Source organism: Bradyrhizobium sp. Ghvi (assembly GCF_900115265.1).
GTDB lineage: Bacteria > Pseudomonadota > Alphaproteobacteria > Rhizobiales > Xanthobacteraceae > Bradyrhizobium.
Genome location: NZ_FOVU01000001.1, coordinates 995,331 through 1,022,315 on the forward strand (window position 1 = coordinate 995,331; position 26,985 = coordinate 1,022,315).

At 65.8% G+C, this 26,985-nt stretch carries 22 protein-coding genes; 13 read left to right on the forward strand and 9 right to left on the reverse strand.

Going from position 1 to position 26,985, the window contains the following annotated elements; genetic code table 11:
• Window positions 1-60: 60 nt before the first annotated feature.
• Window positions 61-1,740 (reverse strand): gamma-glutamyltransferase, encoded by a 1,680-nt coding sequence (ggt, locus tag BM374_RS04640; RefSeq protein WP_092289375.1) that lies wholly within the window; start codon window positions 1,738-1,740, stop codon window positions 61-63.
• 244 nt (window positions 1,741-1,984) lie between these two features.
• Here ggt and BM374_RS04645 point away from each other — a divergent pair, with 244 nt between their 5' ends.
• Window positions 1,985-2,725: a nucleotide-binding protein gene (locus BM374_RS04645; RefSeq protein WP_092289377.1), complete on the forward strand. Its 741-nt coding sequence runs from the start codon at window positions 1,985-1,987 to the stop codon at window positions 2,723-2,725.
• Window positions 2,726-2,945: 220 nt separating this feature from the next.
• Here BM374_RS04645 and BM374_RS40085 read toward each other — a convergent pair whose 3' ends face one another.
• Genes BM374_RS40085 through mutM form a run of 3 tightly spaced genes read right to left on the reverse strand, consistent with a single transcriptional unit; the run spans window position 2,946 to window position 4,411 of the window.
• Window positions 2,946-3,293: a GNAT family N-acetyltransferase gene (locus BM374_RS40085; protein ID WP_349509982.1), complete on the reverse strand. Its 348-nt coding sequence runs from the start codon at window positions 3,291-3,293 to the stop codon at window positions 2,946-2,948.
• On the reverse strand, window positions 3,290-3,499 hold the full coding sequence (locus BM374_RS40090) for a GNAT family N-acetyltransferase (protein WP_349509983.1): 210 nt from the start codon (window positions 3,497-3,499) through the stop codon (window positions 3,290-3,292). The genes BM374_RS40085 and BM374_RS40090 overlap by 4 nt, the downstream gene beginning before the upstream one ends.
• Before the next feature lie 6 nt (window positions 3,500-3,505).
• Window positions 3,506-4,411 carry a bifunctional DNA-formamidopyrimidine glycosylase/DNA-(apurinic or apyrimidinic site) lyase gene (gene mutM / locus BM374_RS04655; RefSeq protein WP_092289380.1) on the reverse strand — a complete coding sequence of 302 codons (906 nt, stop codon included), beginning with the start codon at window positions 4,409-4,411 and terminating at the stop codon, window positions 3,506-3,508.
• 81 nt (window positions 4,412-4,492) lie between these two features.
• Here mutM and ubiE point away from each other — a divergent pair, with 81 nt between their 5' ends.
• The 11 genes from ubiE to trxA all read left to right on the forward strand — a co-directional run bounded on the left by ubiE (window position 4,493) and on the right by trxA (window position 21,566).
• Window positions 4,493-5,254 (forward strand): bifunctional demethylmenaquinone methyltransferase/2-methoxy-6-polyprenyl-1,4-benzoquinol methylase UbiE, encoded by a 762-nt coding sequence (gene ubiE / locus BM374_RS04660; RefSeq protein ID WP_092289382.1) that lies wholly within the window; start codon window positions 4,493-4,495, stop codon window positions 5,252-5,254.
• The gene (gene ubiB / locus BM374_RS04665; RefSeq protein ID WP_092289384.1) at window positions 5,251-6,825 is read left to right on the forward strand and encodes a 2-polyprenylphenol 6-hydroxylase; all 1,575 of its coding nucleotides are present in this window, start codon (window positions 5,251-5,253) and stop codon (window positions 6,823-6,825) included. The genes ubiE and ubiB overlap by 4 nt, the downstream gene beginning before the upstream one ends.
• Window positions 6,826-6,897: 72 nt before the next feature.
• Complete coding sequence (gene coaBC / locus BM374_RS04670; protein WP_092289386.1) at window positions 6,898-8,346, forward strand: bifunctional phosphopantothenoylcysteine decarboxylase/phosphopantothenate--cysteine ligase CoaBC; 1,449 nt, start codon at window positions 6,898-6,900, stop codon at window positions 8,344-8,346.
• Complete coding sequence (gene dut, locus BM374_RS04675; protein WP_092289388.1) at window positions 8,343-8,801, forward strand: dUTP diphosphatase; 459 nt, start codon at window positions 8,343-8,345, stop codon at window positions 8,799-8,801. Before coaBC ends, dut begins: the two co-directional genes overlap by 4 nt.
• A 227-nt stretch (window positions 8,802-9,028) precedes the next feature.
• Window positions 9,029-11,533, forward strand: a complete 2,505-nt coding sequence (locus tag BM374_RS04680) for a PAS domain-containing sensor histidine kinase (protein ID WP_092289391.1) — start codon at window positions 9,029-9,031, stop codon at window positions 11,531-11,533.
• Window positions 11,530-13,050: a tRNA (adenosine(37)-N6)-threonylcarbamoyltransferase complex ATPase subunit type 1 TsaE gene (gene tsaE / locus BM374_RS04685; protein WP_092289393.1), complete on the forward strand. Its 1,521-nt coding sequence runs from the start codon at window positions 11,530-11,532 to the stop codon at window positions 13,048-13,050. Before BM374_RS04680 ends, tsaE begins: the two co-directional genes overlap by 4 nt.
• Window positions 13,051-13,137: 87 nt before the next feature.
• Window positions 13,138-13,455, forward strand: a complete 318-nt coding sequence (locus BM374_RS04690) for a PilZ domain-containing protein (RefSeq protein ID WP_092289395.1) — start codon at window positions 13,138-13,140, stop codon at window positions 13,453-13,455.
• A gap of 123 nt (window positions 13,456-13,578) precedes the next feature.
• Window positions 13,579-14,301: a nucleotidyltransferase family protein gene (locus BM374_RS04695; protein ID WP_092289397.1), complete on the forward strand. Its 723-nt coding sequence runs from the start codon at window positions 13,579-13,581 to the stop codon at window positions 14,299-14,301.
• A 229-nt stretch (window positions 14,302-14,530) separates the two neighbouring features.
• Complete coding sequence (addB, locus tag BM374_RS04700) at window positions 14,531-17,674, forward strand: double-strand break repair protein AddB (RefSeq protein WP_092289400.1); 3,144 nt, start codon at window positions 14,531-14,533, stop codon at window positions 17,672-17,674.
• On the forward strand, window positions 17,668-21,177 hold the full coding sequence (gene addA, locus BM374_RS04705; RefSeq protein WP_177248088.1) for a double-strand break repair helicase AddA: 3,510 nt from the start codon (window positions 17,668-17,670) through the stop codon (window positions 21,175-21,177). Before addB ends, addA begins: the two co-directional genes overlap by 7 nt.
• Window positions 21,178-21,245: 68 nt before the next feature.
• Window positions 21,246-21,566 (forward strand): thioredoxin, encoded by a 321-nt coding sequence (gene trxA / locus BM374_RS04710; RefSeq protein WP_092289405.1) that lies wholly within the window; start codon window positions 21,246-21,248, stop codon window positions 21,564-21,566.
• 50 nt (window positions 21,567-21,616) lie between these two features.
• Here the strand turns inward: trxA and BM374_RS04715 are convergent, their stop codons facing one another.
• Together BM374_RS04715 and BM374_RS04720 are read right to left on the reverse strand one after the other, a co-directional pair.
• A complete protein-coding gene (locus BM374_RS04715; protein WP_092289407.1) occupies window positions 21,617-22,093 on the reverse strand; it encodes a MarR family winged helix-turn-helix transcriptional regulator in 477 nt (158 codons plus the stop codon).
• An 8-nt stretch (window positions 22,094-22,101) separates the two neighbouring features.
• Window positions 22,102-22,530 carry an SRPBCC family protein gene (locus BM374_RS04720; protein WP_092290238.1) on the reverse strand — a complete coding sequence of 143 codons (429 nt, stop codon included), beginning with the start codon at window positions 22,528-22,530 and terminating at the stop codon, window positions 22,102-22,104.
• Window positions 22,531-22,653: 123 nt separating this feature from the next.
• On the opposite strand from BM374_RS04720, the gene BM374_RS04725 reads away from it, so the two are divergent.
• Window positions 22,654-23,712, forward strand: coding sequence for an ATP-dependent DNA ligase (locus BM374_RS04725; RefSeq protein WP_283807073.1), 1,059 nt, complete (start codon window positions 22,654-22,656; stop codon window positions 23,710-23,712).
• 120 nt (window positions 23,713-23,832) lie between these two features.
• Here BM374_RS04725 and BM374_RS04730 read toward each other — a convergent pair whose 3' ends face one another.
• The 3 genes from BM374_RS04730 to accD form a co-directional block, all read right to left on the reverse strand.
• Window positions 23,833-24,573 carry a metallophosphoesterase family protein gene (locus tag BM374_RS04730; RefSeq protein WP_177248089.1) on the reverse strand — a complete coding sequence of 247 codons (741 nt, stop codon included), beginning with the start codon at window positions 24,571-24,573 and terminating at the stop codon, window positions 23,833-23,835.
• Between the two features lie 129 nt (window positions 24,574-24,702).
• Window positions 24,703-26,046, reverse strand: coding sequence for a bifunctional folylpolyglutamate synthase/dihydrofolate synthase (locus BM374_RS04735; protein ID WP_092289411.1), 1,344 nt, complete (start codon window positions 26,044-26,046; stop codon window positions 24,703-24,705).
• Complete coding sequence (gene accD, locus BM374_RS04740) at window positions 26,043-26,984, reverse strand: acetyl-CoA carboxylase, carboxyltransferase subunit beta (RefSeq protein ID WP_092289413.1); 942 nt, start codon at window positions 26,982-26,984, stop codon at window positions 26,043-26,045. The genes BM374_RS04735 and accD overlap by 4 nt, the downstream gene beginning before the upstream one ends.
• Window position 26,985 lies beyond the last annotated feature (1 nt).

Consider the following 26,985-nt stretch of genomic DNA (forward strand, 5'->3'; position numbering starts at 1 on the left):
GCTGGGCCCCGGCTCAGCAGCGAATCACTCGTGTGCTGCGCTGCGTCCGGGGCACGAGACCTAACTCAACCTGAACCTGATCCCGCTCTTCGCAAGACCACCCGAAATTCCGACCGGCGTGCCGTCGGCGCGCCAGCATGCGGCGCCGGTCATGGTGCCGTCGTCATGGAAGGCGATGCCGTTCATGCCGCCGGCAACCGTCGCGACCGGCTGCACCTTGTGGCCGAGCGCTGCGAGCTTCGCACGGACGCTCTCCGGGATGGTCTGCTCGACCTCGAGCGCATTGCCCTCGGTCCAGACCCGCGGCGCTTCGACCGCCTCCTGCAGGCTCATGCCGTGATCGATCAGATTGAGCAGCGCCTGCATCGCGCTCGGGAAGATGCGTTTGCCCCCGGGCAGGCCCAGCGCGTAGCGCAGCTTGCCGTCGCGAAGCGCCATCATCGGCGACATCGAGGTCGTGACGCGTTTGCCCGGCGCCAGCGACAGCGCATGGCCGGGGCGCGGATCGAACAGGTTCATGTAGTTGTTGGCGATGGTCCCTAAACCCGGGATCATGATCTTGGCGCCAAAGAGATTGTTGATGGTCTGCGTGGTCGCGACCACGTTGCCGAAACTGTCTGCCGCCGTCAGATGCGTGGTGTGCGCGCTCTCGAGCTGTGTCACGCCGGCGCCGAAAGCTTGCGCCTGCGTCGGATCGATCGTGCGACGGCGCTCCTCGGCGTAAGCCTTCGAGGTCAGCCTCTCCACGGGAACGCCGACATAGTCAGGATCGCCGCTGGCCGCAGCGCGATCGGCGAAGGCGATCTTCAGGACTTCGGCGAGGTAATGAATGGTCTCTGGCGTGCCGAAGCCGAGGGCGCCGATGTCGTAGCCTTCCAGGATGTTCAGCATCTGCGCGATGTGCACGCCGGAAGCCGCGGGCGGCGGGGGACCAAAAATGGTCCAGCCGCGATAACAGGCGCGGATCGGCAGCCGCTCGGCCGTCCTGTAGTTAGTGAGATCGTTGCGACGGATGAAGCCGCCGCTCTTCGCCATGTAGTCGACGAGGATATCGCCGAGCGGCCCCTCGTAGAGGGCTGTCTCGCCATGATCGGCAATATAACGGAGCGTCTCGGCATATTCTGATTGCACCACGCGTTCGCCGACCTTGAGCGGCTCGCCACCGGGCAGATAGATCGCCGCGATCGGCGTGTCCTTGCGCATCTCGGCGGCGCATTCGCTGATGCATTCATGCAAGTAAGGCGTCGCGGCATAACCGCGCGCGGCGTGCTTGATCGCAGGCTGCATGACATCGGCCAGCGACATGGTGCCGAACCTTTGCAGTGTCTCGCACCAGGCTCTCAACGAGCCCGGGGTGGCAACCGCTTTCGGGCCGTTGAGGTTCTCGTTGCCGACAGTGTCGAACACGTCGTGCGCCGAGCCTGGCTTGGATGTGTAAGTGGTGTCACGCACCGAAGCAGGGACGGTGCTCTGGCCATCGATGATGCGGTGGCTGCCATCGGCGAGGCGGATATGCGCCATTCCGCCGCCGATGATGCCGACCATCATCGGCTCGACCATGGTCAGCGTGAACAGCGTGGCGATCGCGGCATCGATGGCGTTGCCGCCGGCGGCCAGCATCTCGGCGCCGGCGCTGGAAGCGAGGGGGTGGTTGCTCACCACCATGCCGCGGCTCGAGACCGCCGGCATCTTCTGACATTCGAAGGTGATTGCCGTCCGGTCGCGCCACTTGCCGCCCATGCCGCTCGCCTCTCTTGTTCACTGCGGCAAGCACATCATACGCGCGAATACGGGTCCAGTAATGGTACGGATTAGCTGGCATTCCCGATTCTGCCATCATCATCAGCGTTGATTCGGACATCCGCGGTCCCCTTTGGATCGGGCAGGGCACGTCCTGAGCGAGAAGAGCTCAGCATCGCAAATCGATGCACGTTCGCGTGGCGTTATCCCGAAGACCCAAGCACTCCAAAGGATTGAACTTCAAATGCATACGATCGTACTGGCCACCCAAAAGGGTGGCAGTGGCAAGAGCACGCTCGCCATCGGCCTCGCGCTGGCTGCCAAGCAGGCCGGCTTCACCGTCCGCCTGATCGAGACCGACCCGCAGGGCACCCTCTCCAACTGGCAGCGCCGCCGCAACAGCGACGACATCGTCGTCGAGCCGATCTATCACGCCGCCGATTTCGCGCCGCGGCTGACGATGCTGGCCGACAGCGGCCTCCAGCTCGCGATCGTCGACACTGCCGCCGGCCTTTCCGCCGCGACCACCGCCGCGATCCGCTATTCCGACCTCTGCCTGATTCCGGCCCGCCCGAGCGTCGCCGACATCGAGGCGACCGTCTCCACCCTCAGCGTCGCACGCGCCTGGAAGCGTTCCTACAGCTTCGTGTTGAACCAGACGCCGATCCGCGGCCAGCGCATCGACAATGCCGCGAGCGCGCTCGCCGAGGAAGCCGCGCTCGATGTTGCCGAGGTGCTCGCACGGCCGTTGATCGTGATGCGCAATGACCACCAGGACTCGCTTGCGTGCGGCCTCGCGGTCAGCGAATTCGCGCCGAACGGCAAGTCGGCGGACGAGATCCGCGGCCTCTGGCGCTGGATCGAGGCCCGTCTCGATCTCTCCGCCGGCAATCTCTTGATCGATCAGGTCATGTCGGCAGCCGAGTGCATGTTGCACGCCGCGAGCGAGCCCGCGGCGGACGAAACCACGACCCTGGCGTCCTGAGCGGGGGCTCGAGACCCAGGGGCTCTTCGCTATCCGGTGATGAGCCCAAGCGACGAAGCAATCCGGCCCCCAGCCCTGCCGGATTGCTTCGCTTCGCGTCGAACGCCATCTGTCCGTCATGCCCGTTGTCCCGGGCATCCACGTCTTGGCTACAAGAAGACAGAACGTGGATGGCCGGGACAAGCCCGGCCATGACGCCGGGGCGACATTATCTCCCAAATCACGTCCTGCCGCGCAGCCAAGCCTCACGCCGCACGATCCATCGCTCGGACTTCGACTGCCCGCCATGATGGGCGAGCTCGATGAAGCCAACGAATTCCGCACCGGTCTTCTGCTTGACCCGGCGCGAGGCCTCATTGGTGACGGCGTTGCAGACGTAGAAATGGTCAAGACCGAGTGTGAGGAACGCGAAATCGTTCACCGCGGTAATCGCCTCCGTCATCAAGCCGCGCCCCCAGTACGGTTCAGCCAGCCAGAAGCCGCGATTGCCTTTGGCGCCGTCGGCACCGGGACGGAAATGAATGTTGCCGATCGCCTCGCCGTCCCGCCCTTGAGCACCAGGACTCAATGATTAATCTCCTCGCCGGCCGAGATCCGCTCGAGCTGCGAGCGGACGAAGGTTTCCGCACCATCAGCCGGATACGGCCAGGGCACGACGACCGCAAGGTGCCGGATGATATTCCAATTGTCGAAATGGCGCTGGATCGCCGGCGCATCGGACAATGCGAGCGGACGTAGGATCAGCCGTTCGGTCTCAAGCTGCGGCGTCTGCATGGCCTGCTATTTCTGACATTTCGGGCACCAGAAGGTCGAGCGGCCGTTCTGGGTGAAGCGCTTGATGGTGCCGCCGCAGCGCGGCGTCTTGCAGGTCTCACCCTCGCGGTCATAGACCTTGAACGAATGCTGGAAATAGCCGAGCTCGCCCGAAGTCTGGCGATGGTCGCGCAAGGACGAACCGCCCGCCTCGATGGCATCGTTCAGCACGGTGTGGATGGCGCTGACCAATCTCTTCGCATGATCCGTCGGCTCGCCCCCGGCAACGCTTTTGCGTTGTCCGGCCTTTGTCGAAAGCGTCGCTGCGATCCGGCGCGGTGACAGATGCGAGCGGTGCAGCGCTTCGCAGACATAGATGTTGCCGAGCCCTGCGACCACGCGCTGGTCGAGCAACGCGGCCTTCAGGCTGGTGGTCTTGCCTGCGCAGGCACGCGCCAGCATCGCGGCATCGAACTCGTTGCCGAGCGGTTCGGGACCGAGATCGCGCAGCAACGGCTCGTCGTCGAGGGCATTGCGCGCGATCACTTTCATGTAACCGAAGCGGCGCGGATCGTTGAAGACGATGTCGGCGCCTGACGACATTCGAAACAGCACGTGGTCATGCGCGGAGTCCTTGCCCCTGGGATAGTGAAACTCGCCTGATACGGCCTCGTCGTCCGGCTTGATGACGCGAAACGAGCCCGACATTCCCAGATGCATCAGCAGCACGTCACCGGAGGCGAGATCGGCCATGAGATATTTTGCACGGCGGCCGAGGCCCGTGACGATCTGTCCCTGGAGCCGGTCCACGAAGTCGGGCTGGAACGGAAAGCGCAAATCCGGCCTGCGGGCCTCCGCAACGATGATTTTGGCCCCCTCCATAACGGGCTGAAGGCCGCGGCGGACGGTCTCGACTTCGGGCAATTCAGGCATGGTCAGGCATTCACCTTATGAGGGCGGTGTGATAGCGCCATTGCGGCGGGCGGGCTATGGTCCGCCCAGTGGAGTAGAGTAATGGATCGGCCGGGCGAAACCACGCATTTTGGCTTCAAAGACGTCCCCCTGGGGGACAAGCAGACGCTGGTGAACGATGTGTTTCACAGCGTGGCGTCGCGCTATGATCTGATGAACGACCTGATGTCCGGTGGCCTGCACCGGGTCTGGAAGGACATCATGATCAACGCGCTGGATCCGCCGCGAAGCGACCGGCCGTTCAAACTGCTCGACGTGGCCGGCGGCACCGGCGACATCTCGTTCCGTGCCGCCAAGGCGGCAGGCCCAGGCTTCCATGCCACCGTCTGCGACATCAATTCCGACATGCTGGCGGTGGGCCGCGAGCGCGCCGCCAAGCGCCGCCTCGAGACCCAGGTCGATTTCGTCGAAGGCAATGCCGAAGCGCTCGCCTTCGCCGACCGCAGCTTCGACGCATATACGATCGCTTTCGGCATCCGCAACGTGCCGCAGATCGACAAGGCGCTGCGCGAGGCCTATCGGGTGCTGAAACCCGGCAGCCGCTTCCTGTGCCTTGAATTCTCGACCGTCGAGATGCCCGGGCTCGACAAGCTCTACGATTTGTTCTCGTTCAAGGTGATTCCGCCGCTCGGGCGCATGGTCACGGGCGACGCCGAATCCTACCAATATCTCGTCGAATCGATCCGCAAGTTTCCAAAGCCGAACGTCTTCGCCGACATGATCCGCGACGCCGGCTTCTCGCGCGTCGGCTTTCAGACACTGACCGGCGGCATCGTCGCACTGCATTCAGGCTGGCGTTTGTGATTTCTGCCATCACCCACATTTCGCGCCTGATCCGCGCCGCGTTCGTGTTTGCGCGCGAGGGCGTGTTCGGCTCCGTCGACCCGAGCCTGGTGCCGCCGCCCGGACAGCTCGCGCTGAAGCTTGCACGCCTCGTCGAACGCCGCAGCGCCAAGCAGGGCCCACGGATCTCGCGCGCACTGACGCGGATGGGCCCGGCCTATCTGAAGCTCGGGCAATTCCTGGCGACCCGCCCTGACGTCGTCGGCGTGGTCATGGCGCGCGATCTCGAAAGCCTGCAGGACCGGCTGCCGCCGTTCTCGCAAGCCGAAGCGGAAGCGGCGATCACCACCTCGCTGGAGCGTCCGCTGATGGATGTGTTCGCCAGCTTCGGGCCGCCGGTCGCGGCCGCTTCGATCGCGCAGGTGCATCGCGGCGAGGTCGAGCGTGACGGCATCCTCAGGCCCGTCGCGATCAAGGTGCTCAGGCCCAACGTCGCCGCGCGCTTCCGCCGCGATCTCTCCGATTTCTTCTACGTCGCACACAAGGCGGAGGCCTATTCGGCCGAGGCGCGGCGACTGCGACTGATCGAGGTCATCAACACCATGTCGCGCTCGGTCGCGATGGAGATGGACCTGCGGCTCGAGGCTGCCGCGTTGTCGGAAATGGCCGAGAACACGCAGGACGATCCTGACTTCCGCGTGCCTGCCGTCGACTGGGACCGCACCACCCACAACGTGCTGACGATGGAGTGGATCGACGGCATCGCACTGAACGACCACAAGCGCCTCGAAGAGGCGCAGGTCGATTTGCCCGATCTCGGCCGCAAGATCATCCAGAGCTTCCTGCGCCACGCGCTGCGTGACGGGTTCTTCCACGCCGACATGCATCCGGGCAATCTGTTCCTCGATGACGCCGGCCGCCTCGTCGCGGTCGACTTCGGCATCATGGGCCGGCTCGGCATGAAGGAGCGGCGCTTCCTCGCCGAAATCCTGCTCGGCTTCATCACCCGTGATTATCGCCGCGTTGCCGAAGTGCATTTCGAGGCGGGCTACGTGCCGGCGCACCATTCGGTGGAGAATTTCGCGCAGGCCATCCGCGCCATCGGCGAGCCGATCCACAACCGCACCGCCGAGGAGATCTCGATGGCGCGGCTGCTGACGCTGCTGCTCGAAGTCACCGGCCTGTTCGACATGACGACGCGGCCAGAGCTGATCCTGTTGCAGAAGACAATGGTGGTGGTCGAAGGCGTCGCGCGCAGCTTCGATCCCAAGCTAGACATCTGGAGGGTCGCCGACCCAGTCGTGCGCGAATGGATCGAGCGCAACCTCGGCCCCATCGGCCGGGTACAGGGCGCGCTCGCCGGCGGCGGCGAGCTCGCCAAGGTGCTGATGCGCCTGCCTGACATCGCTGAGCGCTCGGTGAAGGTGCTGGAGCAGCTCGAGACCATGACGCGGGAAGGCATCCGACTGTCGCCGGAGAGCATCGCCGCGATGGGACGCAGCGAGGGCCGCAAGAACCGCTGGCGCACCGTGGCGGTCTGGATCATCGCCGTGACCTTCATCGGCATCCTGATCGCCGTCCGGAATCTCTGATTGCCAAAAGCTTGATTGCATTGCAATCATACGGATGATAGCATCGCTATCAATCCGTGCTGGAGGGGCGTCATGGCAAGCCTGACCATCCGCAAGCTCGACGACGCCGTCAAAACCTATTTGCGGCTGCGATCGGCGAGGAATCGCCGGTCAGTGGAGGAAGAGGTCCGGGTCATCCTGCGGGACCTGATCGAGGGCCGCGGAGAGCCGCCGACGCCGTTTTCGGCGCCCCCGGCGTCATCCAGCGGTCCGGCGCCCCAGCGCACCGGCGCCCTCCCCGAGGCCAGCATCACCCTGATCATCGGCGGCGGTATCGCCGCCTACAAGTCGCTCGACCTGATCCGCCGGCTGAAGGAGCGCCGCATCGAGGTTCGTTGCGTGCTGACCAAGGCGGCTCAGCAATTCGTCACCCCGATGGCGGCGAGCGCGCTCTCGCATGAGCGCGTCTACACCGACCTGTTCGATCCCCAGAGCGAGTTCGACGCTGGCCATATCCGTCTCGCGCGTGACTGCGATCTGATCGTGGTGGCGCCGGCAACCGCCGATCTGATGGCAAAAATGGCGAACGGCCATGCCGACGATCTCGCCAGCGCGATCCTGCTCGCGACCAACAGAAAAATCCTGCTGGCGCCGGCGATGAATCCGCTGATGTGGAACAATGCCGCGACCCGCCGCAACGTCGCGCAGCTGCAGCGCGACGGCGCGGTGCTGATCGGCCCCAATTCCGGCGAGATGGCCGAAGCGGGCGAGGCCGGAATCGGCCGCATGTCCGAAGCGATCGAGATTGCCAATGCCGCCGAGAAATTGCTGCGGCCGCCGGTACCGCGCCCGCTCGCCGGTAAGCGCGTGCTGATCACCGCAGGCCCGACGCACGAGCCCATCGATCCGGTGCGCTATATCGCCAATCGCTCCTCCGGCAAGCAGGGCTTTGCCATTGCCGCCGCCGCGCAGGCCGCGGGCGCGGAGGTGGTCCTGGTGAGCGGCCCGGTCGATCTCGACGACCCCGCCGGCGTGACGGTGAAGCACGTCGAATCGGCGCGGCAGATGCTGGAGCAGGTGCAGACAGCACTGCCCGCTGACATCGCGATCTTCGCGGCTGCCGTCGCCGACTGGCGCGTCGCCAATGAAGGCGAGCAGAAGCTGAAGAAGACTTCGGCCGGCATGCCGCCGCTTCAGCTGGTCGAGAACCCCGATATTCTCGCCACGATCTCCAAGCTGGTCGAGAAGCGCCCGCCGCTGGTGATCGGCTTTGCCGCCGAGACCGAGCACCTGATCGACAACGCCAAGACCAAGCTCGCCCGCAAGGGCTGCGACTGGATCGTCGCCAACGACGTCTCGCCCGCCACCGGCGTGATGGGCGGCGACCGCAACACCGTGCACCTCATCAGCAAGAATGCTGAGAACAACAACGAGATCACAGTTGATTCCTGGCCTGTCATGACCAAGGAACAGGTCGCCATAGAGCTGGTCGCGCACATCGTGAAAAGCGTGACCAAGAAATCTCCGGAGCCGGCATCTTGAGCAACAAAATCACGGTCGAACTGCAGCGCCTGCCCCACGCGGAAGGCTTAGCCCTGCCGGCCTATCAGAGCGCGGGGGCCGCCGGCCTCGATTTGATGGCGGCGGTGCCGGAGGGCGAGCCGATGACGCTCGCACCGGGCCAGTTCGCGCTGGTGCCGACAGGACTTGCGATCGCCCTGCCATCAGGACATGAGGCCCAGGTGCGGCCGCGTTCAGGACTTGCCGCCAAGCACGGCGTTACCGTGCTGAACACGCCCGGCACTATCGACGCGGACTATCGCGGCGAGATCAAGGTGATCCTGATCAACCACGGCGCCAGCCCATTCGTGATCAATCGCGGCGAGCGCATCGCGCAGATGGTGATCGCGCCGGTGCTCCAAGCTTCTCTGGTTCCGGTGGCGACACTGTCCTCGACCAATCGCGGCGCCGGCGGTTTCGGCTCGACGGGGCGATAGCAGCGGCGCTTTCTCCGCATCAGCGCGGTGCGACCGACCGAATCATCCGCGGAACTACGTGAACCTGGAACTCCACACTCGGCATTTTTGTGGGGCCGCCTTTGCGTTCACGATCTGGACTCTTACCGGTGGAGTCGCGGTGAGGGTATTGTCTTTTGATTCGCGCGCGGCGGGGGTCGCCGCGCGAAAATTCGTGCGGTCTTGAACTCCGCGGTCTTGGGGCAACTATGTCAGGCGTGATCGGGTCGATGCGTCGGACGCTGTTGTCGTGCACATCGTTGGCGCGCAACGGCTTGTTGGGAGGCGCTCTCGCAGCGCTGCTGCCGGCTGAGCCGGCGAAGGCCGCCGATCTCGTCGACACGCTCTCGATATTGCTGGATTTCAACCGGCAGGAGCTCGCGGTGCTGGCCACCGCGCTGGCTTTGCTCGGCTTCTCGGTCATGGCCGCGATCCTCTTGATGCGCACACGCGTGCGCACCGCCACGAGCGAGGCGGCGCTGCGCGGGCGAATCAGGGAACTCCAGTTGCAGGCCGACCGCTTCGGCGCGCTGCTGTTCGCCGAACCGCAGGTCCTGATCTCCTGGCCGGCGGGCGACGATCGCGCGCAGATCTCCGGCGACCTCTCCATGGTGCTGCCGCGCGATTCCTCGCCCCAGCGCGTGCTCGCCTTCGGAACCTGGCTGCCGCCGGAACCGGCGCTCCAGATGGATCACGCCGTCGACGGCTTGCGCGAACGCGGCGACGGCTTTCAGCTTACGCTGACCACCGCCAACGGCCACATGCTGGAAGCGATCGGCCGCGCCATCGGCGGCCAGGCCATCGTCCGGATTCGCGAATTGTCCGGCCTGCGGCGCGATTTGGCCGAGACCAATCTGCGCTACAAGGCGCTCTCCGACGAAACCGAGATGCTGCGCGGCTTCGCCGCTGCTGCGCCGTGGCCGATCTGGGCCAAGGCCGAGAACGGCACCCTGACCTTCGCCAATCCGGCCTATGTCCGTGCCACCGAAGCGACCAGCATCGCTGACGCCCAGGACCGCAAGCTCGAGCTGCTCGACAGCGCCGATCGCACCGCCATGGAGCGCGGTCTGAAAGAGGCCGCTCATTTCACCTCGCGCCTGCCGATCGTGATCGGCGGCGAGCGGCGCATGTATGACGTGCGCGCCGTCAATGTCGGCCATGGCAGCGTCGGCGTGGCGATCGATGCCAGCGAGGCCGATGCGCTGAGTGCGGCCCTGGTGCGGATGGCGGAGGCGCATCGCCGCACGCTCGACCAGCTCTCGTCAGGCGTTGCCGTGTTCGACGGCCAGCGGCGGCTCGCCTTCTGCAACGATTCCTACCGGCGGCTGTGGAATCTGGACCGCACCTTCCTCGACACCAACCCTGATGATTCCAGCGTGCTCGACCAGCTCCGCGCCGCGCGCAAATTGCCGGAGCAGCCGGACTTCCGCGCCTGGAAGGCCAAGCTGCACGAGGCCTATCGCGCGGTCGAGGCTGCCAAGGACACCTGGTACCTGCCCGACGGCCGCGCGCTGTCCGTCGTCACCACGCCCAACCCTGAAGGCGGCGTCACCTATTTGTTCGACGACGTCACCGAAAGCCTCGAGCTCGCCCGCCGCTTCGACGGCATGATCCGGGTCCAGCGCGAGACGCTGGACAGCCTTGCCGAGGGCGTCGCCGTGTTCGGCAGCAACGGCAAGGCGCAGCTGTTCAATCCGGCGTTCTTGAGGATGTGGAAGCTCTCGAACGACGCCATGCGCGAGGAGCCGCATATCCAGACCGTCGAGGGCTGGTGCCATCAGCTGTTCGACGATCCCGCGGTCTGGCGCCAGATCCGCGAGGCCATCACCTCGATCGAGAATCGCGCCGACGTGCCGATCAAGCTGGAGCGCAAAGACGGCAGCGTGCTCGACGGCATGATCCGTCCGCTGCATGACGGCGCGACCATGCTGACCTTCCTCGACATCACCGACACCGAGAACGTCGAGCGCGCGCTGCGCGAGCGCAACGAGGCGCTGGAGACGGCCGACCAGATGAAGGTGGATTTCGTCCACCACGTTTCCTACGAGCTGCGCTCGCCGCTCACCACCATCATCGGCTTCGCGCATTTCCTCAGCGACCCCTCGACCGGGCCGCTGACGCCGAAGCAGGCCGAATATCTCGACTACGTCACCAAATCGACCAACGCGCTGCTGGCGCTGACCAACAACATCCTCGATCTCGCCACCATCGACGCCGGCGCGATGAAGCTGGAGCTCGGCCCGGTCGACGTCAGCAAGACCATCGAGCTCGCCGCCGAAGGCATCCAGGACCGCCTCGCCACCGACCGCATCCGTCTCAAGGTCGAGATCGCGCCCGATGTCGGCAGCTTCATCGGCGACGAGAAGCGGGTGGTCCAGGTGCTCTATAACCTGCTCGCCAACGCCGTGGGCTTCTCGCCGCAGGATTCCACCGTCGGGATCAGCGCGCGCCGCACCGAACGCAGCGTGGTCTTCATTGTGACAGATTCCGGACCTGGAATACCCGCCGATATGAAGGACAAGGTGTTCAACTGGTTCGAGAGCCGCTCGCAGGGCTCGCGTCATCGCGGCGCCGGGCTCGGCCTGTCGCTGGTGCGCTCCTTCGTCGAGCTGCATGGCGGCAAGGTGCGGGTGGATTCGGTGGTCGGCAAGGGCACCGTCGTCACTTGCGACTTCCCGACCGACCAGGCGGCGCATCGCGATGCCGCCGAATGAGCGAACCAGCCAAACTCTCCGTCGCGCTCCACAACGAGACGGCTACTGAGCAATTGATGGCCGACCTCGCGCTGCTGGTCGGGCCCGGCGATACCATCACGCTGACAGGCGATCTCGGCGCCGGGAAGACGGCGGCGGCGCGCAGCCTGATCCGCTATCTCGCCGGCGATGACGAACTGGAAGTGCCGAGCCCGACCTTCACGCTGGTGCAGGGCTACGAGCTGCCGGCATTTCCGGTCATGCATGCCGACCTCTACCGTGTGGAAGATGAAGGCGAACTCGAGGAGATCGGGCTATCGCCGCTGCCCGATGCCACGCTGGTCCTGATCGAATGGCCCGAGCGTGCGTCATCGGCGATGCCGGAAGATCGCATCGACATAGCACTGTCGCATCGCCCCGCGCTGGGCTCGAATGCGCGCGGTGCCGACATCACCGGCTACGGCAAGAGCGCCGCGACCGTTGCGCGGCTGAAGGCGCTGCGCGAATTCCTCGACGCCTCGGGCTACATCGACGCCGACCGCAAACGCATGGCAGGCGATGCCTCGACCCGCTCCTATGCGCGCCTGATCCGCGACGAGGACATCGTCATCCTCATGAACTCGCCGCAGCGCCCCGATGGCGCTGCGATCTACGATGGCAGGTCCTACAGCGCCGCGGTCCATCTCGCCGAGAACATCAAGCCGTTCGTCGCCGTCGACGAAGGTTTGCGCGCGCAAGGAGTTTCCGCACCGAAGATCCACCATGTCGATCTCGACCACGGCTTCCTGATCTCGGAAGATTTCGGCAGCGAAGGCGTGATTGAAGGCAATCCGCCACGTCCAGTTCCCGAACGCTATGAGGCCGCAACCGACGTGCTGGCCGTGCTGCATGGCAAGTCATTGCCGGAAACGCTGCCGCTGGACGGGCAGACCTACACGATCCCTGTTTTCGACACCGAGGCGCTGCTGATCGAGATCGGCTTGATGCCGGAATGGTATCTGCCCGACCGTAACGCACCGCTGAGCAAGGAGAAGCGCGCGGAGTTCTTCGCGATGTGGCGCGAATTGCTGAAGAAGCCGCTGGCCGCGCCGAAGACCTGGATCATTCGCGACTATCACTCGCCCAATCTGATCTGGCTCGCCGATCGTACCGGCATCGCACGCGTCGGGGTGATCGATTTCCAGGACACCGTGCTCGGGCCGCGCTCCTATGACGTGGTGTCGCTGCTGCAGGACGCCCGCATCGACGTGCCTGAAGCGCTCGAGCTGACGCTGCTGTCGCGCTACATCAAGGCGCGCCGCACTGAGGATGCGAGCTTCGATCCAGCCGGCTTTGCCGAGCTCTATGCCATCATGTCGGCGCAGCGCAACACGCGCCTGCTCGGCACCTTCGCCCGGCTCAACCGCCGCGACGGCAAGCCGCATTATCTGCGCCACCAGCCGCGGATCTGGGCCTACCTCCAGCGCTCGCTCGCGCATCCCACCCTTGAGCCTTTGCGCGACTGGTACCTCGCCAACGTCCCGCCCCCCTTATCCTGAACATGAACCGGTTTACCGGCTGTTAGCCATCGCACCGGTATTCTCGCCCGCAGGCAGCCGGATGAATACGGGGCTGGAGCAGGGCAGATGGCGGTCAAGGCGGACCATCGCGGGACCAACAGGGTTGTTTTCGAACGTGGGGTACCGGCCCAGATGATGGGAATCGACGGCACCTGGCGGCGCGAATGCACCATGGAGGACGTCTCCGAGAGCGGCGCCAAGCTGACCATCGACGGCTCGGTCGAGGGTCTGCACCTGAAGGAATTTTTTCTCGTGCTGTCGTCCACCGGACTCGCCTACCGGCGCTGCGAACTGGCCTGGGTGAATGGCGACCAGATCGGCGTCAATTTCCTGAAAGCCGGCGACAAGAAGAAAAAGGCGCGTTCCACAGCCGCTGGGGCGTGACGGCAACACACGTCGCACAACCGTCACGGCGGGTGGCTAAGGCGGTTCAGACGCGGTGCGGCGGGCCGGGGCCCGTGCTAGGCTGCCGCGGCACAGAGATTTCGAGGTTCGAGAAAGCGAAGGATGTCCGTCAAACCGACCAAAGCCATGGTGCTCGCCGCGGGGTTCGGCCTGCGCATGCGTCCGCTGACGGACAAGATGCCGAAGCCGATGGTGCCGGTGGCGGGACAGCCGCTGCTCGACCACGTGCTCGACAAGCTCGGCCTAGCCGGCGTCACCGAAGCGGTGGTCAATGTGCACTATCTGCCGGACCAGATCATCGAGCACACCGCAACGCGCCAGCATCCGCGCGTGATCATTTCGGACGAGCGCGACCAGGTGCTCGGCACCGGCGGCGGCGTGGTCAAGGCGCTGCCGCTGCTCGGCGATGCGCCGTTCTTCCACGTCAATTCCGACACGCTGTGGATCGATGGCGTGCGCTCCAATCTGGCGCGGCTTGCCGAAAACTTCGACCCCGCGCGCATGGACATCCTGCTGCTGATGGCGCCGACCGCGACCAGCATCGGCTATAGCGGCCGCGGCGATTACGGCATGCTGCCCGACGGCGCCTTGCGCAAGCGCAAGGAAAAAGAGATCGTTCCGTTCGTCTATGCCGGCGCGGCCATCCTGTCGCCGACGATCTTCGAAGGTGCGCCGCAGGGCGAGTTCTCGCTGACCAAAATGTTCGACCGCGCCAATGAGCAGGAGCGCCTGTTCGGCCTGCGCCTCGACGGCGTGTGGATGCATGTCGGCACGCCCGATGCGATTCACGCCGCCGAAGAGGCGTTTCTGGAGAGCGTGGCGTAAGCCTACTCCAAGCACGGTGCCGGAGCGTGGGTTAGCTTGCGGTCGCGCGAAGCGCGATCCGCGGGCGTGACCCACCAGTTCTGTCACTGTGGAAACCAAAGAGGTGGGTTACGCTGACGCTAATCCACCCTACGAAGCCCCCGCCGAACAGCGGGGACGACTTCCTTCCGACCCATGACCATTTGAATCGGCGTCCCTATATTGCCTGATCCTTCGAATCAGGCAGCCCATGCGCGTCTTCAGCGTTCCGCTCTCAGTTCCGTTCCTGCGCACCATCGTCTCGGCTCTGCTCGACGGCAGGCTGGTGGACGGGTTCGAGGCGCGCAGGGAACCGGCGCGGCTGGCCGATGCCACGCTGTACCTGCCGACGCGGCGTGCCATGCGCGTCGTCCGCGAGATCTTTCTCGCCGAGATGAAGGCCGATGCCGTGGTGCTGCCGCGCATCGTTGCGCTCGGCGACATCGACGAGGACGAGCTCGCTTTCACTGACGAAGGCGAGCAGTTTTCCGGCGCCACGCCGCTCGAGATTCCGCCGCGGCTGGACGAGCTCGAACGGCGCCTGACGCTGGCGCAGCTCGTTGCCGCCTGGGCCAAGGGCCCGGTGCTGGCGCCGCTGGTGGTCGGCGGCCCCGCCTCGACGCTGGCGCTGGCCGGCGACCTCGCCCGTTTGATCGACGACATGGTGACGCGCGGCGTCGAATGGAGCGCGCTCGACGGGCTGGTGCCTGATAACCTCGATCGCTACTGGCAGCATTCGCTCGACTTCCTGCGCATCGCGCGCATCGCCTGGCCGCAACATCTCGCCGAGATCAACCGGATCGAGCCGGCGGCGCGGCGCGATCTCCTGATCGCGGCGGAGGCCAAACGGCTGACCGCGCATCCCAATGGCCCCGTGATCGCGGCCGGCTCGACCGGCTCAATGCCGGCGACCGCTAAGTTTTTGCACGCTGTCGCTTCGCTGCCGCACGGCGCGGTGGTGCTTCCGGGTCTCGACACCGATCTCGACGACGACGCCTGGCGCAGCATTGGGGGCAGCAGGGACCTGCTCGGCATCACCGAGAATCCCAGCTCGAACCATCCGCAATATGCGATGCACGCGCTGCTGGAGCGCTTCGGGATCAAGCGCAGCGATGTCGAGATTCTCTCGCCGCCGGCGGACGACGGCCGCGATCTGCTCGCATCCGAATCGATGCGGCCCTCCGCCAAGACGGAAGCCTGGCACGACCGGCTGAAGCAGCCCGATGTCGCCGCGAAGATTGTTGGCGGCATGAAAAACCTCGCGGTGGTCGAAGCGCCAAATCCGGAAATGGAAGCGCTTGCCATCGCCATCGCGATGCGCGAGGCGCGGCATCTGGACAAATCGGCGGCGCTGGTGACGCCCGACCGCGCGCTGGCGCGACGCGTCACGGCCGCGCTCACGCGATGGGATCTCGCCTTCGATGATTCCGGCGGCGATGTGCTGATGGAAACCTCCGCCGGCGTGTTCGCCCGGCTCGCAGCGGAGGCGGCGACCAAGGGCCTGGAGCCGCCGACGCTGCTGGCGATGCTGAAGCATCCGCTGTGCCGGCTCGGCCGCGCACCCGGCGCATGGAAGGCGGCGCTCGAGGACCTCGAGCTTGCGGTGCTACGCGGCACGCGCCCGCCGGCAGGCACGGGCGGTCTCCTGCGCGAATTCAACCGCTTTCGCGAGGAGCTTGCGAAACTCTGGCGCAGCGAGGCCTCGGCGCTGCACGCCGCCGAGCCGCGCGCGCGTCTCAAGGCGGAGGATCTCGACCGCATCCAGGCGCTGATCGACACGTTGCAGAAGGCGCTGGCGCCGATCGAGAGTCTCGCGGCATCGAAGCCGTTCGACTTCGCCGAGCTCGCGCATCGCCATCGCGAGATCATGATCGAGCTGTCGCGCGACGAGCAGGGTGTTCCGCTCGCCTTCGAGGAGCGTGAAGGCCTCGCGCTCGCGCGCGCCTTCGACGATCTCTTGCGCGGCGGCACGACCAGCGGCTTGATGGTGACGCTGCCCGACTATGCCGATGTCTTCCAGACCGCATTCGGCGACCGCGCCGTGCGCCGGCGCGACAAGCCCGGCGCGCGCCTGCAGATCTACGGCCCGCTGGAATCGCGCCTGATGCAGGCCGACCGCATCATCATCGGCGGGCTGATCGAGGGCGTCTGGCCGCCGGCCCCGCGGATCGATCCCTGGCTGAGCCGGCCGATGCGGCACGAGCTTGGGCTCGACCTGCCGGAGCGCCGTATCGGCCTCTCCGCACACGACTTCGCGCAGCTGCTCGGCGGCGACGAGGTAATTCTCACCCATTCCGCCAAGGCCGGCGGCGCGCCCGCCGTGGCCTCGCGCTTCCTGCACCGGCTTGAAGCCGTCGCGGGCGACGAGCTCTGGAAGGCGGCTGTCCGCGCCGGCGAAAAATACGTGCAGTTCGCGGGCGCGCTGGATCAGCCTGATAAGGTCGAGCCGATCAAGCAGCCGGAGCCGCGACCGCCGTGCGCGACGCGGCCGCTGAAGATGTCGGTGACCGCGATCGAGGACTGGCTGCGCGATCCCTACACGATCTATGCAAAGTATATCCTGCGGCTCGATGCGCTCGATCCCGTCGACATGCCGCTCTCGGCCGCCGATCGCGGCTCGGCGATCCACGATGCGATCGGCGAATTCACGGAAACCTATGCGGTGCGTCTGCCCGATAATCCTGCCCGCGTGCTGCGTGCGATCGGCGAGAAGCATTTTGCGCCGCTGATGGAGCGCCCCGAGGCGCGGGCGCTGTGGTGGCCGCGCTTCCAGCGCATCTCGCACTGGTTCGGCGAATGGGAGACGGCGCGGCGCGATGCAATCGAAGCCATCGCCGCGGAGACCCGCGGCGAGATCTCGATCCCACTCGACCATGGCCGCAGCTTCCGCCTCTCCGCCCGCGCGGATCGGATCGAGCGGCGCCAGGGCGGCAGCTATGCCATCCTCGACTACAAGACCGGCCAGCCACCGACCGGCAAGCAGGTTCGCATGGGCCTGTCGCCGCAGCTGACGCTGGAAGCAGCGATCCTGCGCGAAGGCGGCTTTCCTGACATCGACGCGGGGGCGTCGGTGAGCCAGCTCGTCTATGTCCGCCTGAGCGGCAACAATCCGCCGGGCGAGGAGCGCATCCTCGAGCTCAAATACAAACCGGGCGACGAGCCGCAGCCGCCGGACACGGCAGCCGCCGAGGCGCGCGCCAAGCTCGAGGCGCTGATCCGCGCTTTCGAGGACGAGAACCAGCCCTACACCTCGCTGAACCTGCCGATGTGGGCGAACCGCTACGGCACCTATGACGATCTCGCCCGGATCAAGGAATGGTCCGCGGCCGGCGGATTGGGGATCGAGGAATGGTGAAGGCCCCGCGTCCCATCCCTGACGAGGTTCGCGCGCGGCAGCAGCGCGCGTCCGATCCGACCGCGTCCGCCTTCGTCTCGGCCAATGCCGGCTCGGGCAAGACGCATGTGCTGGTGCAGCGCGTGATCCGACTGCTGCTGTCGGGCGTACCGCCGGAAAAGATCCTCTGCATCACCTTCACCAAGGCCGCGGCCGCCAACATGGCCGAGCGCGTGTTCACGACGCTCGGCCATTGGGTGACGCTTGACGATGCCCGGCTCGACGCCGCGATCCGCGCGGTGGGCATTCCGCATCCCAATGCAAAGCTGCGGCGCGACGCACGGAAGCTGTTCGCTTGCGCCTTGGAGACGCCCGGCGGGTTGAAGGTGCAGACCATCCACGCGCTGTGTACACGCCTGCTCCAGCAGTTCCCGTTCGAGGCCAACGTGCCGGCGCGCTTTGCCGTCATGGACGATCGCGACCAGACCGACATGATGGAGCGCGCTAACCTGAAGGTGTTACTCGAGGCCGCGCGCGATCCTGACAGCGTCACCGGCCGCGCGCTGCTGACCGCGATGGCGAGCGCCGCCGACGTCACCTTCAAGGAGGTCGTGCGCGAGGCGTGCCTGAGCCGCGACCATTTCATGGCGTGGACCGATGAGGCCGGCAATGCCGTCGCAGCGGCTGCGCAGATGGCGACCGTGCTGGGCATCGATCCAAACGACCGCATCGAGGATATCGAGACGGAGATTCTCGACGGACCGTTCCTGCCGCGATCGCGCTGGGACGACATTGCGTTTGCGCTGGAGGACGGCAGCAAATCCGACAACGATCAGGCCGGCCGGCTCCGCGAAGCAAAAGCCTTCTCCGGCGCCGCGCAGGTCGACGCCTATCTCTGCGTCTTCCTCACGGATGAAAAGGCGCCGCGCAAGGCGGTGCTGACCAAGAAGTTCGGCGAGCACAATCCGTCCGTCGCACGCCTGTTCGAGAATGAAGCGTCTCGTCTCAACGGATTGATCGAGAGGCGCCGCGCGGTGACCGTGCGCGACCGCACCGCGGCGCTGCTGCATATCGCAACCGCTGCCGCCGCGAACTACCGCCGCGAGAAGCAGGAGCGCGGCTTGCTCGACTATGACGATCTCATCGACAAGACGCTGGCGATGCTCGATCGCATCTCCTCGGGTTGGGTGCATTACAAACTCGACCGCGGCGTCGATCACGTCCTGATCGACGAGGCCCAGGACACCAGCCCCCGGCAATGGGACATCGTCGCGCACATCATCTCGGAGTTCACCGCCGGCGAAGGCGCGCGCGAGGGGCTGAACCGCACCATCTTCGCGGTCGGCGACGAGAAGCAGTCGATCTTCTCGTTCCAGGGCGCAGCGCCGCACGAGTTCGACGCGCGCCGGCGCGAGCTGCATCGCAAGTTCACCGCGGCCGGACTGAAGTTCGATCCTGTTGCCTTCACCTATTCGTTCCGCTCCGGCGCGACCATCCTGCAATCGGTCGACCACGTCTTCCGCGATCCCGCGATCTACAAGAGCATCCATGCGGTCGAGATCGGCCATCCCCTGCACAATGCGCTCGCCGATGCCGGTCCCAGCGTGATCGAGCTCTGGGATCTCGCGGAGGCCGACGACCGGCAGGAGATCGAGGGTTGGCGCGCGCCGTTCGATGGCGTCGCCGTCACCAGCCCGGAGGTCAAGCTGGCCCGCCGTATCCAGGCCGAGATCAAGCGGTTGGTCGAGAGCGGCACGCTGACAGGCCACGAAGGCGAGCGGCGGCCGCTGCGCTATGGCGACATGCTGATCCTAGTCCGCCGGCGCGGCAACGCATTCGATGCGGTGATCCAGGCGCTGAAGCACGCCAACATCCCGGTCGCCGGCGCAGACCGGCTCAAGCTCACCGAGCATATCGCGATCATCGATTTGATGAATCTTGCGGACGCGCTGCTGCTGCCGCAGGACGACCTCGCGCTGGCGGTGGCGCTGAAGAGCCCGCTGTTCGGCCTCGACGACGACGATCTGTTCCAGCTCGCCCATGACCGCAAAGGCTCGCTGCGTCGCGCGCTCGGGGAGCATGCGGCTGGAAGCGAGAGGCTCGCGACCGCGCTGCGGCGCCTGGAAGCCTGCGAGATTCGCGCGCGCGAGGAAACACCCTTCGCCTTCTATGCGTGGCTGCTCGGCGGCGACGGCGGCCGCGCGCGCATCCTGCGCCGGCTCGGCCATGAGGCCAACGACGCACTCGACGAATTCCTGGAGCTGTCTCTGAATTACGAGCGCAAGGCGCCGGCTTCGCTGCAAGGCTTCATGGCCTGGTTGCGCTCGGCCGACACCGAGGTGAAGCGCGACATGGAGATCTCGCGCGACGAGGTGCGGGTCATGACCGTGCATGGCGCCAAGGGCCTCGAGGCCTCCGTCGTGTTCATGGTGGACACCACGTCATCGCCCGCGGACTCGCAGCGGGTGCGCCTCATCCACGTGCCGCGCGGCAATGGCGGCGAGGTCGTGGTCTGGGCCGGGCGTAAGGCCGACGATCCCAAGCCGGTCGCCGACGCGCGCAAGGCCATGCTCGAAGAGACCGAGGACGAATATCGCCGCCTGCTCTATGTCGCAATGACGCGTGCGGCCGACCGACTGATCGTCGGCGGCTGCATGCCCGGCAATGTGCGGACCGTCCGCAAGCTGAGCTGGTACGATCTGATCGACACCGGGCTTTCGGGCTCGGGCCTGGCGAAGGAGACGATCGAGACTCCGCTCGGCAAGGTCACCCGATTCGCCCGCCCGGAGGACGCCGTTGCACTCGGCCCGCCCGCGACCTCAATAGAGCATTCGGTCACGCTGCCGGACTGGCTGCGGACGCCCGCACCACGCGAAATGAGCGAAGACGATCCGCTGCGCCCATCCGGCCAGGCGGCGGAGGAAGGTCGCAGCGTGCGATCAGGCGAATCGGTTCAGTCGCGCGCACTGGCATTGCAACGCGGCACGCTGGTGCACCGTCTCCTGCAATCCCTGCCCGAGATCGCCGTCGAGCGGCGGCGCGAGGCCGCGCTCGGCTTCATGGCGCGCAATGCCTCGGACTGGGCGGAGGCCGACCGTATTGCGCTCGCCGACAAGGTGCTTGCCCTGATTGCCGAGCCGCGCTTTGCGGCCGTGTTTGGCGCGGGCAGCCGGGCCGAGGTCGCCATAGTCGGCAAGCTCGACCGGCCCGGGCGAGCGCCGGCGCTGGTGTCAGGCCAGATCGACCGGCTGGTCGTTCGTCCGGAGGAGGTTTTGATCGTCGATTTCAAGACCAACCAGGCCGCGCCCAGGACCGCGGCCGAGGCGCCCGCCGCCTATGTTCGCCAGCTTGCGTTGTACCGGGCGGTGCTGTCGCGGCTTTATCCCCAAAAGCCCATCCGTGCCGTCCTGCTCTGGACCGAGACCCTTGAATATATGGAGATTTCGGCCCCCGCGCTGGACGCGGCGCTGGCATCTGTTCATCTCGGTGTGAGCATCCTTGACCCGGCAAGGGGCCGTTCATAGGTTGACGGCATGATCCCCGGCGCGATTCAGGTCGCGCCGCTTCTCTTTCAACCGAGTGAGGTACTCCAATGGCCGTTGGCAAGGTTTCCGACAGCGATTTCGAAGCCGAAGTGCTCAAGGCGAACGGCCCCGTGGTCGTCGATTTCTGGGCCGAGTGGTGCGGACCCTGCCGCATGATCGCGCCCGCCCTCGACGAGATCGCCGGCGCGATGGGCGACAAGGTCAAGATCGTCAAGCTCAACGTCGATGAGAGCCCGAAGACTGCGTCGAAATACGGCGTGATGTCGATCCCGACCCTGATGATCTTCAAGGGCGGCGAGATGGCCTCCCGGCAGGTCGGCGCGGCGCCGAAGGCGAAGCTGCAGCAGTGGATCACCTCTGCGGTCTGATCCACCGCGGCACATGATTTTCGACAACGGCCGGCGCCTCGCCGGCCGTTTTATTTGTCGGATGGCTCCGTGCGTTCGTTGTTCTCGACGAGCGCCTGAAACATCGTGACCAGCCGTTTGGTATCAGGTCCCAGCGGCGCGAAGAATGCGGCATCGGCGTCTTCGACCGCAACAACGGCTTTGCGAGCAAGATCGCGTCCCGTCTTGGTGACCATGATCGCTTTGGCACGCGGATCGCTTGGATGGTCCACGCGCTGAATCAGCCGCGCCGCTTCCAGCGCGCGCAGCACCTGCGAGGTCGTCATCGGGTCAACGCCGCAGAGCTGCGACAGCCGCGCCTGCGTCAGCGTCTCGGACACGCCGAACCAGGCCGCGGTCGCCAGCAGCACGAACTGGGAATGCGTGAGTTCGTAGGGCTGAAGCGCCAAGCGCAGCCGGCGTTGCCAGGCATTCGAGATCTTCCAGAGCAGGAAGCCGGGACTTTCTCCGGGTCCGGACAGACGGGTCGGGAGCGGCGGCTTTGTCATCGCCGATCTCACTCCTTGCCCGACCTGGATTCTGCAAGTTTGGACAGGCTCGCCAGCACATCGGGGAAATCCGCAGAAACGGCCGGACCGATCTCGGCGGCCTGCGGCCCGCGGGCATCGACCGCGTAGACGATGCGCGTCCGCGCCGGCCCAAGCGGCTCGATGCGATGACCGACGAGAATGGCCAGCTCGCCGACCCGCGTTTCGTCGACGAAGCACACGTTCTCGCGAACATCGACCAGCTGAGAGCGCAGCGCGTCCTCGCCGGGTGGCTTCATGGTGAACCAGGTGCCGGCCGCGAACGGCCCCTCAATGTCGATCTGCTCGATGCCTGCGTTCCAGCTTTTCCAGGAGGGGACATCGCGAAAGATGCTCCAGATCGTCTCGGCGGTTGCCGACGTCTCGATCGCGTATTCCGTGCGCCAAAGTTCGCTCATGACTTGCTCCATATAATATGTGCGCATATAATATGCGCACATATTAAAAGGTCAAGGCATCATGAGGGAGCGAACTTGCCTGTCTTGCGTTGAAACCCATGGTTTGAACGAAGAGCCTCCGCCATGTCCACCCGCCGCCGCATAGCCAACCGAAAGCCCCCCGCGCTGGCCGCGATGGAGGCTCGCTCCGTCGACGCGATTCCGCGGGGCAAGGAGTGGCAGTACGAGCCGAAATGGGATGGCTTTCGCTGCCTGCTCTCGCGCGAGGGCGACCAGGTCGATCTCCGCTCGAAATCCGGCGAGGACCTCGCGCGCTATTTTCCTGAAATCGTCGCCGCGGCACTGAAGCTGAGGGCAGACCGGTTCACGCTCGACGGCGAGATCGTCGTGCCGCAAGCCAAAGGCTTCTCTTTCGACGCATTGCTGCAGCGGATTCATCCCGCCGCGAGCCGTGTGAAAAAACTCTCGCAGGAAACGCCGGCGCTCTATCTCGTCTTCGATCTGCTCGCAACGGCCAACGAAAGGGAGCTTGCCGAAGCCCCGCTCACCGAGCGCCGGCCGGCGCTTGAGGCTTTTGCGAAGGCCCATCTGAAGGGCAGCCTGTTTCGCCTCTCTCCTGCGACGACAAGCTTCGCCACGGCCCAGAAATGGCTGGCACAATCGGGCGGCGGTTCGGACGGCGTGATCGCCAAGCGCATCGACCTGCCCTACCAGGCGGGCAATCGCGACGGCATGCAGAAGATCAAGAGGTTCCGCAGTGCCGATTGCGTGGTCGGAGGCTTCCGCTATGCAAGCAACAAGATCTCGGGGAGGAAGGTCGTGGGCTCGCTGCTGCTCGGGCTCTACGATGACAAGGGCCTTCTGAACCATGTCGGCTTCACCTCCGCGATCAAGGCCGGTGATAAGCCTGCCCTGACCGACCGGCTGGAGGCACTGATCGGCGAACCCGGCTTCACCGGCAACGCGCCGGGCGGGCCGAGCCGCTGGTCGACCGAGCGCTCGGCAAAATGGTGCCCGCTCGAGCCGAAGCTCGTCATCGAGGTCTGCTACGACCATTTCAGCGGCGAGCGCTTTCGCCACGGCACCTCGATCCTGCGCTGGCGCCCGGACAAGGCGCCGCGGCAGTGCACGTTCGAGCAGTTGAAGCAGAAGGTGGCGGATCCGATGAAGATGTTGACGTGATATTCGACTCGTGCCCGAACGCAGCGCGACGCGCTGCGGAACCGGGGCCCAGAGACCACAAGCTGGGTCCCGGCTCGGCGGCGCATCGCTTCGCGCTGCACCGCGTCCGGGACAAGAGACTTACCTGATCCACCCAGTCGCCAGCGCGTTCGCCAGCTCCGGTTGATTGTTGCGTCGTGCGAGCGTGGCCATCGTTTGATGATCGTAGGCGATGTTGCGGAAAGTCACCCGCCAACTGGCATCCACGAGTTCGAGGATCGCGTACCGCGCGTGCGGCGTGCCGGCTTCGATGACATGCGGGAACGGGTGCACATCGCGGTAGCCAGGGCTGCCGACGCTGCCGGGATTGACGATCATGCGGCCATCGCGCAAGCGGACGGCGCGCGCAAGATGGGTGTGGGCACACAGGATCAGGGGCTGCGCGATGCCTTGCGCGAATTGCTCGATGCGATCGAGCGGCGACAGCGCGACGGTGCCGTCAGGGTGCACAATGTCAAGCCAATAGACTTCGTCATTGTCAGGCGTCGCATGACAGAGGAAAACCTGATCGCGAAACACGCGCGCCATCGGGTGGGCGCGGAGCCAGTCGAGTTGCGAGGCATCGAGCGCCGCGTGGGCGGGACGGTCCCATGAGCCCATCTTCTCGGGGGCACGGTCGAGCAGATAGCGATCGTGGTTGCCGAGTACATGCAAGATCTCGAGCGGCATCAGGATCTCGATGGTACGCCTTGCATCGAGCGGGCCGCTCAGCATGTCGCCGAGATTGACGATGTCAGTGATCCCTTGCGCGCGAATGTCGGCAAGCACAGCCTCCAGCGCGAGGTAATTTCCGTGGATGTCGGCAATCGCGGCAAAGCGCATTGGTATCCCTCTTTCCCCGGAGGCGGCGCAGCGCGTCTTCCGCGGTGCGCTGCTGAGCCAGGGCGCATGGCGGCATTCTGGGTCCCGGCTCTGCGCTCCGCTTCGCTGCGCTCGTCCGGGACACGCGAGCTATGCAGGAGGCGTGCCGTTGAGGCCGAGCACGTGGCCGGCGAGATAGAGCGATCCGGTGATGAGGATCCGCGGCGGCACCTCATAGGCGAGCCGCGACAGCGCGCGCAACGCGGTCTCGATACCGGGTGCGATCTCGACACGCATGCCGAGGCTGCGGACCGCGTCGGCAAGACGATCGGCCGGCATCGCATTCTCGGTGTCGGGTATCGGCACCGCGATGATGTGACGGGTGAGGCCGGCGAAATTGGCGAGGAACGCCCGCGCGTCCTTGTTGGCCATCATGCCTGCGATGACGACCAGCGGCCGCGACACGCGCTCTTCGAGATCGCCGAGCGCAGCGGCGGCGACCCGGCCGCCCTCGGCATTGTGCCCGCCGTCCAGCCAGATCTCCGACCCCTGCGGTCCCCAGGAGAGCAACTCGCCGGAGGTGATGCGCTGCATCCGCGCCGGCCATTCGGCACCGACGATGCCGGCCTCGAACGCCGCCTGGTTGATCTTGAAAGTCGGGATCGCTCGCAGCGTCGCGATCGCAAGGCCGGCATTGTCGAACTGATGGCGGCCGAACAGGCGCGGCGCCGCCAGATCCATCAGGCCACGGTCGTCGGAATAGACAAGGCGCCCGCGCTCGATATTGACGTGCCAGCTTTCATTCGCGGCAAGCAGCGGCGCGCGCATGCGCTTGGCCTCCGCCTCGATGACCGCCATGGCCTCTTCCGCCTGCTCCGCGCAAACCACGGGCACGCCCCGCTTGATGATCGCGGCCTTCTCGGTGGCGATCGATGCCAGCGTGTCGCCGAGGAAATCCATGTGGTCCATGCTGACCGGCGTGATCACGCAGGCGGCGGGCGCATCAACTACGTTGGTCGAATCGAGCCGGCCGCCGAGGCCGACTTCGAGCAGCACCGCATCGGCAGGGTTTTGCGCGAACAACAGGAAGGCGGCGGCAGTCTTCAGCTCGAACAATGTCGCGGGCTCGCCGGCATTGACGCGCTCGACCTCTTCCAGTGCGGCACGCAATTCGTCGTCACTGACGAGCACGCCGCCACCGATGCGGCCGAGCCGAAAACATTCATTGATGCGGACGAGATAGGGTGAGGTGTAGGCGTGGACGCGCAAGCCGGCGGCCTCCAGCGTCGCGCGCAAATATGCGACCGTGGAGCCCTTGCCGTTGGTGCCGGCGACGTGGACCACCGGCGGCAGCTTGCGTTCGGGATGGCCGAGCCGCTCGAGCAGGCGATGCATGCGCTCGAGCCCCAGATCGATACGCTTCTGATGCAGGGCCGACAGCCGCCCGATCACTGCGTCGAGTAACGACTTTGCGCTGTCGGGAGTCGCGTTCACGCGTGCGGCGCAGCCGGCGCCGTTTCGGGGGCCGATACGATCTGCGCCGGACTGGTGACGGCCTGCGCCGGTTTCGACGCGCTCTCGAGCGCCGGCGCCTTGGTCAGCAGACGGCACAGCCGCGCCAGGGTCGGGCGCAGCTCGTGACGATGCACGACCATGTCGACCATGCCGTGCTCCTTCAGATACTCGGCCCGCTGGAAACCTTCGGGCAGCTTCTCACGGATGGTCTGCTCGATCACGCGCGCGCCGGCAAAGCCGATCAGCGCGCCGGGCTCGGCGATTTGCACGTCGCCCAGCATCGCATAGGAGGCGGTGACGCCGCCGGTGGTGGGGTTGGTCAGCACGACGATGTAGGGCAGCTTGGCCTCGCGCAGCATCTGCACCGCGACCGTGGTGCGCGGCATCTGCATCAGCGACAGGATGCCTTCCTGCATGCGCGCCCCGCCGGACGCGGCGAACACGATGAAGGGTGACTTCTTCTCGACTGCGAGCTCCATCCCGCGCACGATCGCCTCACCTGCCGCCATGCCGAGCGAGCCGCCCATGAAGTCGAAATCCTGCACGGCGACGACGACGCCGGCACCTTCGAGCTTGCCGTAGCCGACCTTGACCGCGTCGTTGAGGTTCGTGCGTGCCCGCGCGTCCTTGATGCGATCGGCGTATTTCTTCTCGTCACGGAACTTGAGCGGATCGGGCGTGACCTCGGGCAGCGCGATGTCGAACCAGGTCTCGTTGTCGAAGATCGACTTCAGCCGCGCCACCGCGCCCATGCGCATGTGGTAGTTCGAGCCGGGAATGACGAACTGGTTGGCCTCGACGTCCTTGTAGAACACGAGCTGTCCGGAATCCGGGCACTTGATCCACAGATTTTCCGGCGTCTCCCGCCGCAGCATGTTGCGGATCTTCGGCCGGACCACATTGGTAAGCCAGTTCATG